The sequence below is a fragment of the Clostridium drakei genome (assembly GCF_000633595.2).
Taxonomy (GTDB): domain Bacteria; phylum Bacillota; class Clostridia; order Clostridiales; family Clostridiaceae; genus Clostridium_AM; species Clostridium_AM drakei.
This window is the reverse complement of sequence record NZ_JIBU02000023.1, coordinates 239189-253904: the sequence shown is the minus strand read 5'-3', so window position 1 is coordinate 253904 and position 14716 is coordinate 239189. Positions and strand designations below refer to the sequence as shown.

14 protein-coding genes are annotated in these 14716 nt (G+C 30.3%); 13 read left to right on the top strand and 1 reads right to left on the bottom strand.

Going from position 1 to position 14716, the window contains the following annotated elements; all coding sequences use genetic code 11:
- Positions 1-89: 89 nt before the first annotated feature.
- Positions 90-350 carry an HPr family phosphocarrier protein gene (locus tag EG57_RS0212995; RefSeq protein ID WP_029161528.1) on the top strand — a complete coding sequence of 87 codons (261 nt, stop codon included), beginning with the start codon at positions 90-92 and terminating at the stop codon, positions 348-350.
- 29 nt (positions 351-379) lie between these two features.
- Here EG57_RS0212995 and EG57_RS0212990 read toward each other — a convergent pair whose 3' ends face one another.
- Positions 380-619, bottom strand: a complete 240-nt coding sequence (locus EG57_RS0212990; RefSeq protein WP_032077622.1) for a DUF378 domain-containing protein — start codon at positions 617-619, stop codon at positions 380-382.
- Positions 620-822: 203 nt separating this feature from the next.
- On the opposite strand from EG57_RS0212990, the gene purB reads away from it, so the two are divergent.
- The 12 genes from purB (at position 823) to lexA (ending at position 14705) form a co-directional block, all read left to right on the top strand.
- On the top strand, positions 823-2259 hold the full coding sequence (purB, locus tag EG57_RS0212985) for an adenylosuccinate lyase (RefSeq protein WP_032077621.1): 1437 nt from the start codon (positions 823-825) through the stop codon (positions 2257-2259).
- Between the two features lie 159 nt (positions 2260-2418).
- Positions 2419-2679: a hypothetical protein gene (locus EG57_RS0212980; protein ID WP_029161531.1), complete on the top strand. Its 261-nt coding sequence runs from the start codon at positions 2419-2421 to the stop codon at positions 2677-2679.
- Positions 2680-2925: 246 nt separating this feature from the next.
- A complete protein-coding gene (locus EG57_RS0212975) occupies positions 2926-5013 on the top strand; it encodes a molybdopterin oxidoreductase family protein (protein WP_032077620.1) in 2088 nt (695 codons plus the stop codon).
- A gap of 3 nt (positions 5014-5016) precedes the next feature.
- Entirely contained in the window at positions 5017-5433 is a 417-nt protein-coding gene (locus EG57_RS0212970; protein ID WP_032077619.1) for a 4Fe-4S dicluster domain-containing protein, read from the top strand.
- Between the two features lie 20 nt (positions 5434-5453).
- Positions 5454-6680, top strand: coding sequence for an NAD(P)/FAD-dependent oxidoreductase (locus tag EG57_RS0212965; protein ID WP_032077618.1), 1227 nt, complete (start codon positions 5454-5456; stop codon positions 6678-6680).
- A 293-nt stretch (positions 6681-6973) separates the two neighbouring features.
- On the top strand, positions 6974-8284 hold the full coding sequence (locus EG57_RS0212960) for an MFS transporter (RefSeq protein WP_032077617.1): 1311 nt from the start codon (positions 6974-6976) through the stop codon (positions 8282-8284).
- Between the two features lie 238 nt (positions 8285-8522).
- Entirely contained in the window at positions 8523-9293 is a 771-nt protein-coding gene (locus EG57_RS0212955) for a formate/nitrite transporter family protein (protein ID WP_032077616.1), read from the top strand.
- Positions 9294-9337: 44 nt separating this feature from the next.
- Positions 9338-10339 carry an anaerobic sulfite reductase subunit AsrA gene (gene asrA, locus EG57_RS0212950; protein WP_032077615.1) on the top strand — a complete coding sequence of 334 codons (1002 nt, stop codon included), beginning with the start codon at positions 9338-9340 and terminating at the stop codon, positions 10337-10339.
- The gene (gene asrB / locus EG57_RS0212945) at positions 10340-11131 is read left to right on the top strand and encodes an anaerobic sulfite reductase subunit AsrB (RefSeq protein WP_032077614.1); all 792 of its coding nucleotides are present in this window, start codon (positions 10340-10342) and stop codon (positions 11129-11131) included. It abuts the gene before it with no gap.
- Positions 11132-11150: 19 nt separating this feature from the next.
- Complete coding sequence (asrC, locus tag EG57_RS0212940) at positions 11151-12098, top strand: sulfite reductase subunit C (protein WP_200880561.1); 948 nt, start codon at positions 11151-11153, stop codon at positions 12096-12098.
- Positions 12099-12249: 151 nt separating this feature from the next.
- The gene (locus EG57_RS0212935) at positions 12250-12942 is read left to right on the top strand and encodes a Crp/Fnr family transcriptional regulator (protein ID WP_032077612.1); all 693 of its coding nucleotides are present in this window, start codon (positions 12250-12252) and stop codon (positions 12940-12942) included.
- A 299-nt stretch (positions 12943-13241) separates the two neighbouring features.
- Positions 13242-14705, top strand: coding sequence for a transcriptional repressor LexA (gene lexA, locus EG57_RS0212930; protein WP_032077611.1), 1464 nt, complete (start codon positions 13242-13244; stop codon positions 14703-14705).
- The last annotated feature ends 11 nt before the right edge of the window (positions 14706-14716 follow it).

Genomic DNA, 14716 nt, shown 5'->3' with positions numbered 1-14716 from the left:
AAAAATAATTGTTGAAACATCTACAGAAAATGATATAATTGAATTGAAAAGTTAGTACAATGTAAAATTTTAAAATAGAGGTGAACTAAATGGTATCTAAGGAAGTTATAGTTAAAAGTGCAACTGGTTTACATGCTAGACCAGCTACATTATTAGTAAAAAAAGCGTCTTCTTTTAAATCAGACATAACTATAGAGTTTGATGGAAAAAAAGCTAATGTAAAAAGTTTAATAGGAGTTCTATCTTTAGGAGTTACTAAAAATGCAACTATTAAAATTATTGCATCAGGTGATGATGAATCATTAGCTGTAGAAGAAGTTACTAAATTAATAGATTCATTAGATGAATAATATTTGATTTTTATAAATAAAAGGCTCTCTTAGAGCCTTTTATTTATTGGCTTAATATTTACAGCATTTTTCATTCTAAAAAGAATAAGTAATATGTTGAGACCAGATACACCTATTAATATATATATAATCCTACCTATTAAATCAGCTGGTTCTCCTAAAAAGAATCCTATTAAATTAATATTTGATAAACCTATGAGTCCCCAGTTAATGGCACCTAGTATTACTAATACGAGAGAAATTTTGTCTAAAATGCTAAACTTGTACATAAATTCTCATACCCCCAAATCTAATAAACTTGATCTAATAAATTATATTAATTGTAATGCATAAAATAGAACAATTTATTGAAGTTAAATAATAAAAAATAAAAATACGAACATAATATATATGAAATGAATTAAACATATGTTATAATATGAATTAAAAAGGCAAAATTATAAATTATATACGCATTGGAGGTACTTTTATTATGAAACAAAGAGATATATATAACACACCTTTAAATACTAGATACGCATCTAAAGAAATGAGTTATTTATTTTCTGATGAAATGAAATTTAAGACTTGGAGAAAATTATGGGTGGCTCTAGCTGAATGTGAAAAAGAGCTAGGTTTAAACATAAATGATGAACAAATAAAAGAACTGAAAGAAAATGTAGATAATGTAAATTATGAAGTAGCAGAAAAAAGAGAAAAAGAAGTAAGACATGATGTTATGAGCCATGTATATGCATATGGTGTACAATGTCCTAAAGCTAAAGGAATAATACATTTAGGAGCTACAAGTTGCTATGTAGGGGATAATACTGATTTAATAATAATGAAAGAAGCTCTTTTTATAATAAAGAAAAAAATTATCAATACTATAAATTCTTTGACTAAGTTTGCTTTAGAGTATAAAGACTTACCTACTCTTGGGTTTACCCATCTTCAACCTGCACAGCTAACTACTGTAGGAAAAAGAGCATCACTTTGGATTCAAGATCTTTATTTAGATATAGAAAACATAGATTTTTTAATAGATCAAATGAGATTCAGAGGAGTAAAGGGAACTACAGGTACTCAAGCAAGCTTTATGGAGCTTTTTAATGGAGATGAAACCAAAGTAAAAACTTTAGACAGAATGGTTACTGAAAAGATGGGATTTAAGAAAGAGTTTATGGTAACAGGTCAAACTTATACAAGAAAGTTAGATTCAACAATATTAAATACTCTTTCAGAAGTTGCTCAAAGTGCATATAAATTTAGTAATGATTTAAGAATACTCCAAAATATGAAAGAAATGGAGGAACCTTTTGAAAAGAATCAGATAGGTTCATCGGCTATGGCATATAAGAGAAATCCTATGAGATCAGAAAGAATGGGAGCTCTTTCGAGATATATAATAGTTAATTCATTGAATCCAGCGATAACAGCTGCTACTCAATGGTTTGAAAGAACATTAGATGATTCTGCAAATAAAAGAATATCTGTAGCAGAAGCATTTCTAGCATTAGATGGTGTATTAAATCTTTATATGAATGTGTCCTCGAATATGGTAGTATATCCAAAAGTTATTGAATCACACGTTAAGAAGGAACTTCCTTTCATGGCAACAGAAAATATAATTATGGAATCTGTAAAAAAAGGTGGAGATAGACAGGAACTTCATGAAAGAATAAGACAGCATTCCATGGAAGCTGCCAAAATGGTAAAGGTTGAAGGAAAGGATAATGATCTTATAGAAAGAATAATAAATGATTCTTTCTTTAATATGACTTCAGAAGAGATATTATCACTAATAGATCCAGTGAAGTTTGTTGGAAGAGCACCAGGACAGGTAGTAGATTTTGTAGAAGAAGAAATAAAACCTATATTAGAGAAAAATAAAGATTTATTAGGAGAAGAAGCAGAAATAAACGTTTAATTAGAATATTAAAACATTTCATAATTGTAACGAAAAACTAGTATATGTGATAAAATATAATATATACTAGTTTTCTATACAGATATTTATGCATAATATATAGTTATCCTTAATATTTTTATAATAATATCAATATCTCGATATTATAATTATGGGGTGATGGAAGTGAGCACACAAATATATCAAAGTCCAGATTTTAAGGTTTATAAAACTGGGGATGGTTATATAGTTCACAATAGGCATAAAGATTTTAAGTATGGACATACTCATGTGAAAAAATATGATATATGTATGGTTATGATTAAATTAGTAGAAAAGAAACGGATGCCTAAAAGTCACAGTAAATATTTTATAGAAAGCCTTTTGCGGATAAGTAATGATAGAAAGTATATAAAAAAAATAAAGCAATACGCTGGATAAAATTCCATGTTAAAAAAGTCTATTTTATAAGTAGGCTTTTTTTATTATATATTATTTTTTTACAGCTCAAAAAATGTGATATAAATCACGGAACAAAAAAATGTACCATGATATACTTACAATTAATAGGGAAAAAACATTTTTTTAAAAATTAAAGTTAAATAATTAACAATTTTTTGAAACAATTGATGATATAAATATGAATAATATAACCATTAATATTAAATTTGTGAAAGAGGGATAGTTATGAAAAAAATTCAATCAACATGCAATTATTGCGCCTTAGATTGTAATTTAGATTTTTATGTTGAAAACAATAAAATAGTTAAAGTAATACCAACAAAAGGTTATCCAGTAAATGATGGTTTTTCATGTATCAAAGGAATTTCATTGGATAAGCAGCAAACAATAGTGAGAGAATCAACATTGCCTAGACTTAGACAAAAAGATGGTTCTTTTAAAAGAATTCCTTGGGATGATGCATATAAACTAGTTGCAGATAAATTTTTAGAATTGCAAGAAAAGTATGGAAAAGAAAGTATTGCAGGTCTTGGTACTGGTCAACTGGCCTTGGAGGAGTTCGCATTATTTGGTCATGTAATGAGAAATTACTTAAAGGCTAATGTGGATGGAAATACTAGACTTTGCATGGCAACAGCAGTAGTTACTCATAAGCAGAGTTTTGGGTTTGATGCACCACCATATACATTAAAGGATGCAGAACTTTCCGATACAATAATATTAATTGGAGCTAATCCAGTTTTAGCACATCCCATATTATGGGGAAGAATAAGAGAAAATAGAAATAAAAAATTAATAGTTATAGATCCAAGAAAATCAGAAACAGCACAGAATGCTGATTATTGGTATGATATTAAAGGGAAAACGGACTTAATATTGCTTTATGCAATAGCTAATAAGCTTATAGAAAAAGGATACATAGATAATGAATATGTAAAGAATTATACGGAAGGATTTGAAGCTTTTAAAGAATTTGTTAAAGAATATACTGTAGAAAAAGCAGCTGAATCAACAGGACTTGCTGAAACTTCAATCTTAGAATTGGTAGAATTAATCCATAGCGGTAAAAGGGTTTCATTTTGGTGGACTATGGGAGTTAATCAAGGATATGAAGCAGTTAGAACAGCTCAAGCTATTATTAATTTAGCTTTAATGACAGGTAATATTGGCAAACCAGGTACTGGGGCTAATTCTATTACAGGTCAGTGTAATGCTATGGGTTCCCGTGCATATAGCAATACTACAATGCTCTATGCTGGTGGAGATTTTGACAATATTGATAGACGTAGGCGAGTGGCAGAAGTTCTTGGTGTTAGTGATGATGTACTTGCAGATAAGCCAACACTGCCTTATAACGTTATAATTGAAAAAATAATTTCTGGAGAAATAAAAGCTTTATGGATTGTATGTACAAATCCTCGCCATTCATGGACTAATAATGAGACTTTTAAAGAAGCAATGAAAAAATTAGAATTATTTGTAGTACAAGATATCTACGGTGATACAGATAGTTCAAAAGATTGTGATATATACCTTCCAGCTGTTCCTGGTATAAAAAAGGAAGGAACATATATCAATACAGAAAGACGTATCTCTGCTATGCGACCAGTACTCCAGAAATCAAAAGATGAAAGAAGTGACTATGAAATTATATATGGTATTGGAAAAGCATTAGGTATGGGAAGTCTTCTTGATAAATGGAAAACTCCAAAAGATGCCTTTAATTTAATGAAGGAATGTTCAAGGAATATGCCTTGTGATATGACTGGAGTTAGTTATGACGAATTAGTAGACTCAAAGGGGATACAATGGCCTTTTAGAGAAGGAGAAGTCCTTAAGGATGACCAAAGACGTTTATTTGAAGACAATATATATTATACACTTTCAAAGAAAGCTAAATTTGTATTTGAAAAAGTACGTGAGAATCCATTAGTAACTACAAAGAAATTCCCATATACACTGAACACAGGTAGAGGAAGTGTTGGACAATGGCATACCCAAACACGTACAAGGGAAGTTGCATTTGTTGAAGATGTCAGTGTTAAAGATGCATATATCTATATTAATACTAAACTTGCCAAAGAAATTGATATTAAAGAAAATGAAATGATCAAAGTTTCTTCTATAAATGGAAAGCATTCAAATTTCATGGTTAAGCTTACAGACAATGTTAGATATGATGAGCTTTATGCACCTTTGCACTATTTGGAATGTAATAATTTAACACCATCTTTATATGATTCTTATTCCAAAGAACCTTCATATAAGACTACTCCAATTAATATTTCAAAGATTAAGATGGGAGGAATCTAAATTATGAAAAGAATAAAGATTGATAGAAGTAAATGTATAGGATGCTTAACTTGTGTTACTGCCTGCATTGTTAGCCATGAAAGTAGTGATGCAAGAAATCGTGTAACTATAGATAGTAAAACGAAACCTGCACCTATTTTCTGCCGTCATTGTGATAAACCAGAATGTGTTTATACATGTATGACTGGTGCTATGTCTAAGAATACAGAAACTGGATTGGTTCAATATGATAAAGAACAATGTGCAAGTTGTTATATGTGCATAATGGCATGTCCTTATGGTGTATTGAAAAGTGATAGAATTCAAAATAAAGAGATTATGAAATGTAATATGTGTGTTCATCGTACAGAAAATAATGAACCAAAACCTATGTGTGTGGAAAAATGTCCAATGGGTGCAATAACGCTAGAAGAAGCGTAAGGATTACAGGAGGGAGTTTTATGAAATATGTTGTTTTGGGTGCTTCAGCATCAGGAATTAATGGAGTTCGCCAGCTTAGAAACTTGGATAAAGAAGCTGAAATTATGTTGATATCAAAGGATGATAAAATTTATTCTAGATGTATACTTCATCATTATATGGAAGGCATTCGTGATGTTAAAAGACTTGAGTTTGTTGAAGACGATTTTATAAATAAGAATGATATTGAATGGATTAAGGGAAATGAAGCTGTTAAAATTGATGTGAATTCAAAGGAAGTTTTGCTTTTAGATGAAAGAATAGTAAAATTTGATAAATTGCTTATAGCAACAGGATCAAACACATTCTTCCCACCTATATCGAACTTAAAGACTGCACCTAATGCTATCGGATTTCGTAATTTCGATGATTGTGAAAAGGTAATGGAGTTGTCAAAGACATGTGATAATATAGTAATTATGGGGGCTGGACTTATAGGAATAGATGTTATTTCGGGTCTGCTTCATACTGGTAAAAATATTGCTCTTGTTGAAATGAAGGATCATATGCTTTCAATTCAGCTTGATAAAAGAGCGGCTTCAGCTTATGAAAAAGGTTTGGAAAGTAAAGGTGTCAAGCAATATTATGAAAAAGGAATTAAGGAATTAATTGTTGATGAAGAAGGAAAAATTACAGATATATTGTTAACAACTGGAGAAAAAATTCTATGTGATTTATTAGTAGTTGCAGCTGGTGTTCGTGCTAATGTTGGATTTCTAGAAGGTTCAGGTGTCGAAACTGATAAGTTTGGACTTATTATTGATGCGTTTGGAAAAACAAATTGTGAAGATATTTATGGTGCAGGAGATGTTACAGGAAGAAATCCTATTTGGCCTACAGCTGTTAAGGAAGGAATTATTGCAGCAAGTAATATGGTAGGGATAAAAAGTGAAATAACTGATTTTTTTGCTAGCAAATCAACAATGAATTTTTTAGGTATTCCTACAATGTCTCTTGGAATTAATGAGCCTACAGATGAAACTTATACAGTTGAAATTGAAAGTGATGATAGAGGAAATTATAAAAAGGTAATATATAAGGATGGCAGGATTTATGGAGCTATTCTTCAAGGTGATTTATCTTATGTTGGTATTTTGACTCAATTGATTAGAGCTAAAATTGATGTTTCAAAGGTTAAAAAGCCAATATTTAAAATAGATTACTCTGATTTCTTTAATATTAAGGAAAATTTTGAATTTACATATTAGCTAGTCTAAATTAGTATGTACATTAAATAAGAAAAGGTAATGATATGTTTTACCCCATAAGCATGTCATTACCTTTTTTTATATAGAGCATTTGGACATAGTTGATAGTTTCACCATTTAAGAAAAAGGTTGTTTTAAAAATTTAAGAGAAACTTATAGAGCGTGATATAAATCACGGAACAAAAAAATGTATAATGATATACTTACCGTAATAATAAATGGACTTATTTTAAAAGCTGAGGTTAAATAATTAACAATTTTTAAAATAGTCAATAATATAAGGGGGAAAAATAATGAATTCTTTAAAAGTAAAAGGAAACTCAAAGCAAGGATTAACAGGAGCAACTACTGGTTTTTTTGTGGGATTTGCTGCAGTAGCGCTTTATGGAGCTACAATTGCTGTGTTTAAACAAAGTTTTTCAACTCTTAATCCTATTCTATTAGCATTGCTTATTGCAATACCAAATCTGTCAGGTTCATTGCTTAGAATTCCATTTGCAGCTTGGGTAGATATAAATGGGGGAAGAAAACCTTTTATCACATTACTTGGACTTTCAATAATTGGAATGGCTGGTTTGTATATAATTATGGCATTTTTTAAACAAAATTTAAGTCAGTATTATTCTTTGTTATTAATTTTTGGAGCATTATCTGGCTGTGGTATAGCTACATTTTCTGTTGGAGTTAGCCAGGCATCTTATTGGTTTCCTCAGAGTAAACAAGGAGCGGCTTTAGGCATATATGGAGGTGTTGGAAATCTGGCACCAGGAATATTTACATTATTACTACCTAATGTTGCACTGCCATTGTTAGGATTATCAGGCTCTTATTTGGCTTGGTTAATATTTTTAATAGTAGGAACCATAGCATATTGTATTATAGGTAAAAATGCATGGTATTTCCAATTAATTGATGCTGGCGTGGAAAAAGGTGAAGCAAAAAGAATAGCTGCATCAGAATATGGACAAGAATTATTTCCAAATGATAAAGTAAGTGAAAGTTTAATGATTTCTGCAAGGACTTGGAAGACCTGGGCGCTAGTATTAATATATTTTACAACTTTTGGAGGATTTTTAGCTCTAACAAGCTGGTTACCTACTTATTGGATGAGCTTCTTTAAACTAAATATAAAAATGGCAGGTGTACTAACTGCACTTTACTCAATTATTACGTCTGTTGTAAGAATATATGGTGGAAAGATAGCTGATAAGCTTGGAGGCGAAAGGGTTTCTAATGTATCTCTTTTTATAATGCTTATAGGAACTATTTGTATGGTTATTGCTACTTCATTACCAATAGCTATAATAGGAATTTTATTTTTAGCAGTTGGAATGGGCGTAACAAATGCTGCTGTATTTAAAATACTTCCAAAAGAAGTGCCACATGCAATAGGAGGAGCTTCAGGATGGGTTGGAGGAATAGGTGCTTTTGGAGGATTTGTTATACCACCTGTAATGGCATCATTTATAGATAAAACTGGTGTAAATTTAAGTGGATTTTCTAAAGGCTTCTTAGTATTTTCAGCATTAGCTATAGTATCACTTTTAATTTTAGCAATTTTTAGAATGGGTGCGAAGAATTCACCAGTTATTAGCAAAATTTAAAAAATTAACAAACGTGATGGACGTCACAGAGTTTAAAAAGAAGTTGTGATATATTTATCATATAGTGAGGGATAGAAAATAGCATACACGAGGATGCTTCCGTCTCACTATAAAAATGCAAAACTGTAGAAGATCATACTTTGTGAGTCTAAGCAACAGTTTGAGTAAGCCCACAATTTATACAAACTAATTATGTTGATATGTAATACAATATAAAAAATTTGAAAGGGTGGTAAATTTGTTTAGCGAGGAAATTAACAAACTTAGTGGAGCTGCAGTAAAAAAGGCATCATTTTTAAAGGAAAGTAAGAGCAGGTATTTGATTGCATCGGCGTTAGCAGGTATGTTTGTAGGTTTTGGAATTATACTTATATTTACGGTAGGGGGACTGCTATCCTCTGTAAATGCACCAGCTACTAAAATCGCAATGGGAGTTTCTTTTGGAATCGCATTAAGTTTAGTATTAGCCGCTGGTTCAGAACTATTTACAGGTAATAACATGATTATGCCAATAGGTGCCCTAGAGAAAAAGGTTTCTTGGAGTTCAGTTTGGGGCATATGGATTTTTAGTTATATTGGAAACGTTTTGGGTTCTGTAGTTTTAGCAGCACTATTTGTACAATCAGGACTTTGGAAAGGTACTACAGCTGAATTTATTTTAAAAACATCAGCTGCAAAAATGACAGCACCATATATGGAGCTATTTGTAAGAGGAATTTTATGTAATATTTTAGTGTGTTTAGCCGTATGGTGTTTTTTCAAATTAAAGGATGAAGCTGCAAAGCTTATCATGGTATTTTGGTGTTTGTTTGCATTTATAACTTCAGGTTTTGAACATAGTGTAGCAAATATGACATTGCTTTCAATAGCTTTAATGATTCCACACAAAGCAGCAGTATCCATCAGTGGATTTATGTATAACCTATCAGCGGTTACCTTGGGCAATATTGTTGGTGGAATGATTTTTGTTGGCATAGCTTATTGGTATATATCTAACAAAAAATCCTGAAGAATTTAGATAATTAAAATTAAAGTAGCATAAGGAGGATTAATATGGGATATAAATTAAACTCAGAAAAGTTTAATGATTTTTTAGCTGCAATAGGAGATGAATATAAGGTTTATGCTCCTATACTATTAAAAGGTAAAGGTACATTTTCAGATACAGATACTGTTAGGTATGGTGAAGTTAGTAAGGTTGAGGAAATAGAATTTAATAAGAAATCTAATTTCTCACCAAAGGAAGTTATTCTTCCAATTACACAAACTATATTCTACTTTACAGAAGATAGTGTAACAGAACCTAAAGTAGAAGATAAAAAAGCTTTAATATTCTTAAGAAGCTGTGATATACATGCTGTTAAGAGATTAGATCAAATATATTTAAAGAATGGTGCTGAAGATCCATATTACAAGAGATTAAGAGAAAAAGTTAAATTTGTACTTATGGAATGTGAAAACAGCTTTGATAACTGCTTCTGTGTAAGTATGGAAAGTAACAAAACAGAGGAATACGATTTATTTGTAAAAGTAGTAGATAGACAAGTTTTTGTTGAATGTAAGGATGAAAGCTTTAAAGAATATTTTGAGGCTTCTGAACAGTCTGAAGTAAGTCCTAAATTCGTAGAATCTAACGAAAAAGAAGTAAAAGTTCCTGAAAATTTAGATACAAGCGTATTTGGTTGGAGTGGATGGAAAGAGTATTCACAAAGATGCATAGCTTGTGGCAGATGTAATACAGTTTGTGGAACCTGTGCTTGTTTTACAATGCAGGATATATTCTACAAGGATAATGAAAAGACTGGAGAAAGAAGAAGAGTTTGGGCTTCTTGTCAGGTAGATGGCTTTACGGATATGGCTGGTGGACATAGCTTTAGAAAAGATCAAGGTGAAAGAATGAGATTTAAGGTTATGCATAAGATCTATGACTTTAAAAAGAGATTCGGTTATCACATGTGTGTAGGTTGTGGAAGATGTGATGATGCCTGTCCAGAGTATATCTCACTTTCCAATTGTATAAATAAATTAAACAATGCTATAGAAGAGGTGAAGTAAATGGAGAATATATATTTACCAAAGGCTAGTAAGATAATTAGTATTACTCCACATACAGATATTGATTATACGTTTAGAATGGAATTTACAGGTGATGTAAAGCCTGGTCAATTCTTTGAGGTTTCTATACCTAAATACGGAGAAGCTCCAATATCTGTATGTGAAATAGGAGAGGGATATATAGATTTAACAATCAGACGTGTGGGAGTAGTTACAGATGTTATTCATACTTTCTTCCCAGGAGATACACTTTTTATGAGAGGACCTTATGGAAATGGATTTGATGTAAATATATATAAAGGAAAAGAAGTTATTGTAGCTGCAGGTGGAACTGGACTAGCTCCTGTTAAAGGAATTGTAGATTATTTTTCAGCGCACAGAGATGAAGTTAAGAACTTAGATCTTTTAGTTGGATTTAAATCGCCAGACGACATACTATTCAGAGAATCCCTAAAAAAATGGAGCGAAAATGTAAATGTTACAGTAACTGTAGATAAAGCTGAAGAAGGATATAATGGAAATGTTGGCTTGATTACTACTTATATTAAAGATTTAAAAATCGAAAATATAGAAGAAGCACAAGTGGTGGCTGTTGGACCTCCAATAATGATAAAGTTTACTATAGCTGAGTTTCTTAAAAGAGGAATCAAAGAAGAAAATATTTGGGTTTCCTATGAGAGAAAAATGTGCTGCGGTCTAGGTAAGTGTGGACACTGTAAAATGGATGATACTTATATCTGTTTAGAAGGACCAGTGTTTAACTATACTAAGGCTAAACATTTAATGGATTAAAGGGGGGAGAACTATGTCTATAGATATTAATACAAAACGTCTAAAAAAGAATGCGTTTAGAGTTACAAAGGAAAGAGGAAAGACTGCGGTAAGAATAAGGGTTCCAGGTGGACATATGGAAGCAAAACATTTTGAAATATTGCAAAAAATTGCTGAAGAATATGGTGATGGAACTGTTCATATAACTATAAGACAAGGATTTGAAATACCTGGAATAGATATGAGGAATATTCCAAAGATAAATGAATTGATTCAACCTGTAATAGAAGGTTTAGAAATAAATCAAGTTGATTCAAATACAGGATATGCTTCATCTGGTACGAGAAATATATCTGCCTGTATAGGAAATAATGTCTGTCCTTTTGGTAATTATAATACATCTGAGTTTGCAAAGAAAATGGAAAAAGCAATTTTTCCTAATGATCGTCATGTAAAAATTGCATTTACAGGATGTGCTAACGATTGTGTAAAAGCTAGAATGCAGGATTTCGGAATTATAGGAATGACTGAACCACAATATGACAGTTATAGATGTATAGGATGTCAAGCTTGTGTTAAGAATTGTAAAAAAAGATCAGCAGGAGCATTACGTTTTGAAAATTTTAAGGTTGTAAGAGATCATGATAAGTGTATTGGCTGTGGAGAATGTGTTGGTAAATGTCCAACAGGTGCCTGGACACGAAGTGATGAAAAATACTTTAAACTAGTTATAATGGGAAGAACAGGCAAGAAAAATCCGAGACTTGCTAAGGATTTTGCTAAATGGATAGATGAAGAAAGTATAATAAAAATTGTATTGAACACTTATGATTTTATAGAAGAGTATATTGATAAAGATGCGCCATTAGGTAAGGAACACATTGGATATATTATAGATAGAACTGGATATCAGGAATATAAGAAATGGGCATTAAAAGACATAAAATTAGGAGATAAAGTGGAAATACAAGGTAATATTTATTGGTAATAACCTGATTTAAAGAACGGACATTGATGTCCGTTTTTTTTAGCGTATTTTTGTAACATTAGTTACTGACAAATGTATGTAAAATTGTTAAAATAAAATTATAAAAAGAGAATTTGATTTAAATAAATTAAAATATGGGGTTGAGATAATAATGATTAAGGCCACAGAACAAGATTTTAATCAAATATCAGTTTTTAAAGGAATAGATGAAAGAACTTTAGAATTGTTAAAAGCTAAGGCTTTTAAAGTAAGGCTTAAAAAAGGAGAACTTTTGTTTTATGAAAAACAGAAGGTTAATAAAATATATTTGATTTTACATGGAAGACTAACTATGTATAGAAATTCAGAAGAGGGACAAAAAAGAGTAGTTTATATTTTAGGTGATGGAGATTTTGTTAATGAAGTTATCTTTGATGATTTACCTGCGTCTATAAATTGTGAGGCTTTCCAGGAAAGCTGTGTCTTATGTTTTAATAAGAAGGATTTATTGGAAATTATGGCAGGAGATTTTCAATTGACAAAAGTTATAATAAATTCTATGGCTCGAAAAATTAGAAGACTTTATAGGCAGCTTAAAAATACTGTACCTATTAAGATGGATAAAAAGCTTTCAGCAAAACTGTGGAAATTGTGTAAAGATTATGGAGTTGAAGTGGAAGAAGGAACGTTAATTGATATGAATATAAGCATTACTTATTTAGCAGATATGTTAGGAAGTACAAGAGAAACTATATCAAGATGCATGAAGAGGCTTGAAAAAAGTGGTATGGTTAAATATGTAGATAAAAAAATATTGGTCAGAGATCCTAAAGAGTTGTCTATATACTTTAGAGGTAGGGAATAAATAGGGTTTATTTTGTAGTACATAGGAAAATGTAATCAATATTAAAGTGAAATTTAAATAAGTAATTTATGAAAACCAGCATATAGTAATGCAGATAACATTATGTACTATGTTGGTGTTTTTGTTATATTTATAAATATGATTTTGAAATTACTTATAATTAATGAATAATGATTCTAGTTAGAACTTTAACTGGAGGCAATTACTTTATTTTTAATAAAATATTTATAACATAACACAACAATTTAAGTTATAATATACTTAAATTAAAGGTTATTCCTATACAAGGAGGTGTGGTTATGGAATTAAATGCAGCACAGATAAAATTAGTTGAAAATAAATCGCTAGGATATAATTTGCTAAAGGGAGTAACAGGCGCGGGGAAAACTACAACAGCAGTGTATAGAGTCGTGTATTTAGAAAATTACTATTGTTTATATGACAAAGATAGAATTTTGATGATTGCTGGAGATAGTACACAGATTGAAAATATAAAAAAAATTTATGATAAAGCAAAAGAAAATACTAAATTTAATTATATGACCTTATTTTCAAAGTCAGATGATAAATTATGTATACATAGTATAGAGGATATTATATATAAATATTTTCAGTATAACGAAAAATATAGTAATTATAATTTAATAGAAAGTAAAAAGGAAAAGGAAGAAATATTAGTTCAATGCATAAAAAATGTTAAAAAGTCATATGAGAAGATAAAGATATTGAACAGTAAGTATATAGAGTTTATTATAGATGAGATAAGTTGGATTAAAAGTTGCAATTATACTATACTCGAGAATTATCAAGATGCTGATAGAATAGGAAGAAGTAATAGTAAAATTCAAGGACCTAGAAGATTGATGAAAAACTCTGATATAAGAGAAGCTATTTTTAAAATTATGACTTTATACAATGAAAAGCTTGAAGAAAAAAAATTAATTGATTTAGAAGATATGGCATTAATAGCACTACAGCAATGTAAAAATATTACTGATGAAAGATATACCCATATTATAGTAGACGAAAGTCAAAATCTAACTAAGGTACAATTAGAATTAGTAAGAGAGCTAAATAGTAAGGAGACTTATTTTAGCACTACTTATGTAGTTAGTAAAGATAATTGCAAAAATTCAAATGGATGGTTGATAAAATCACGTAAAATTAGCAGTTTAGGATTACCATCAAAAGTAAAAGGACACATATTTACTAAAAGATATGAAGATCATGTGGAAAAGAAAAGTATTGACTATTCTATGGAATCATTTAAGTATTGTGACATAAAGCATGGAAGGGATTATGAATTATCTAGAGATATAAATAATATTTCTGAAATAATAGTAAAAGATTCAGATTCGCAATATAAATATAGTGAAGAGGAATTAAAAAAGTTACCTGTATATAACGATATAGCAGCAGGAGAACCAATACTCATGAATCCTGAAATTGAAGATGTTTTTTATGTTCCAAATTATTGGCTTAAAGGAATGAAGGATTGTTTCATATTAAAAGTTAGAGGAGACAGTATGATTGGTGCTGATATAGATAATGGAGATTACGTGATAATCAAAAAACAATATACAGTTCAAAATAAGGATATTGTAGCAGTTAATTTAGATGGAAATGCTACACTAAAAAGGTTTGTAAATAAAAAAGAAGGCATATACCTTATGCCTGAAAATAAGAAATATGAACCTATTCGCATTAATGATGAAGGGGCAAGGATTATAGGAGTAGCAGTAGGAATAATTAAACAAAATTAGATTAAACTTAA

Coding starts and splice junctions, on each gene's coding strand:
- EG57_RS0212935 (WP_032077612.1), top strand. CDS start 12,250: ATGATTAAGGCCACAGAACAAGATTTTAATCAAATATCAGTTTTTAAA.
- EG57_RS0212960 (WP_032077617.1), top strand. CDS start 6,974: ATGAATTCTTTAAAAGTAAAAGGAAACTCAAAGCAAGGATTAACAGGA.
- EG57_RS0212965 (WP_032077618.1), top strand. CDS start 5,454: ATGAAATATGTTGTTTTGGGTGCTTCAGCATCAGGAATTAATGGAGTT.
- asrB (WP_032077614.1), top strand. CDS start 10,340: ATGGAGAATATATATTTACCAAAGGCTAGTAAGATAATTAGTATTACT.
- EG57_RS0212995 (WP_029161528.1), top strand. CDS start 90: ATGGTATCTAAGGAAGTTATAGTTAAAAGTGCAACTGGTTTACATGCT.
- lexA (WP_032077611.1), top strand. CDS start 13,242: ATGGAATTAAATGCAGCACAGATAAAATTAGTTGAAAATAAATCGCTA.
- asrA (WP_032077615.1), top strand. CDS start 9,338: ATGGGATATAAATTAAACTCAGAAAAGTTTAATGATTTTTTAGCTGCA.
- EG57_RS0212990 (WP_032077622.1), bottom strand. CDS start 619: ATGTACAAGTTTAGCATTTTAGACAAAATTTCTCTCGTATTAGTAATA.
- EG57_RS0212980 (WP_029161531.1), top strand. CDS start 2,419: ATGGAAGTGAGCACACAAATATATCAAAGTCCAGATTTTAAGGTTTAT.
- EG57_RS0212975 (WP_032077620.1), top strand. CDS start 2,926: ATGAAAAAAATTCAATCAACATGCAATTATTGCGCCTTAGATTGTAAT.
- purB (WP_032077621.1), top strand. CDS start 823: ATGAAACAAAGAGATATATATAACACACCTTTAAATACTAGATACGCA.
- EG57_RS0212970 (WP_032077619.1), top strand. CDS start 5,017: ATGAAAAGAATAAAGATTGATAGAAGTAAATGTATAGGATGCTTAACT.